General features: G+C 51.6%; 2 protein-coding genes. Both read right to left on the bottom strand.

What is annotated here, in order from left to right; genetic code table 11:
- Nucleotides 1-276 (bottom strand): hypothetical protein (locus tag PORUE0001_RS01945; RefSeq protein ID WP_157750183.1); only part of this gene is annotated, 276 nt, incomplete at its 3' end.
- Nucleotides 277-377: 101 nt separating this feature from the next.
- Nucleotides 378-728: a hypothetical protein gene (locus PORUE0001_RS01940; RefSeq protein WP_007364782.1), complete on the bottom strand. Its 351-nt coding sequence runs from the start codon at nucleotides 726-728 to the stop codon at nucleotides 378-380.
- Between the last annotated feature and the right edge of the window lie 67 nt (nucleotides 729-795).

The raw sequence follows: 795 nt of genomic DNA, 5'->3' as shown, positions 1-795 counted from the left end.
TCGTAGCGTGCTGAGACGGGTGCTGCGCGTCGTACCCTCGTTGGGTAGTGGCGCCTGATAGATGACATGCTTGGTGGGATTGGTCAGCTGACCCATAAAGTTGTAGGCAGCGTTATTGTCCTCGATCTCTATATGGAGCGGATAGATGACCTTGCTGGGTAGCTCAGTAAGGGATATATCAAAGTCGTTGCTGTAGCGCGTCAGGTTTGGCGCGAACGGGGACTCTAATCGTGCTACCTCTAGGAGGCATAGGACACTCAATGGTGTCTGTAGCAAAGTATAGAGGCTCAGGCAGTAGACCCTCGTGTCTATCTTGCTCGTTGAGCCGGAGTGCCAGTCGGCAGTCGGGGTGCTTATTGCCCGAGGCTGGTGCTAGGTCACTCATAGTATAGTGCGTGGGGGGTAGCTCCTACCCAAATAGTGTATCGATAGGTCTCGCCGCACTCGTTTGGTACGGGAATCTCTATCCTAGAGGCTGCAGTCAGGTCAGCTGGCTCTAGATGCTTGTATGCGATGATCTCTCCTGATGAAGGGACACTGATGACAATATCCATGTAGCCCGCCTTGCCAATGTAAGCCGAGTCAGACATACAGGGCGTCTGCATATAGGGCGTGAAGACCAGTATCGTGGGGCACTCGCCTCGATCATATATAAGCTTATCACAGCTGACGAGTGATAAGACGAGGAGAGGTAGCAGGAGTATACTATATATAGTGTGTCGCTTCATAAAATGCAACTGTGATTGAGAGATCAGGTGTGTCGGTTTAGAGGAAGGGTAGGATCGTAAGGCTAAG

It is taken from the genome of Porphyromonas uenonis 60-3 (genome assembly GCF_000174775.1).
GTDB classification, from domain to species: Bacteria; Bacteroidota; Bacteroidia; order Bacteroidales; family Porphyromonadaceae; genus Porphyromonas; species Porphyromonas uenonis_A.
The sequence above is the reverse complement of the archived record's forward strand: the minus strand, read 5'-3'. Positions and strand labels throughout refer to the sequence as shown.

Bases quoted from the DNA above. Each gene is read 5' to 3' on its own strand.
- PORUE0001_RS01940 (WP_007364782.1), bottom strand. From the start codon at position 728: ATGAAGCGACACACTATATATAGTATACTCCTGCTACCTCTCCTCGTC.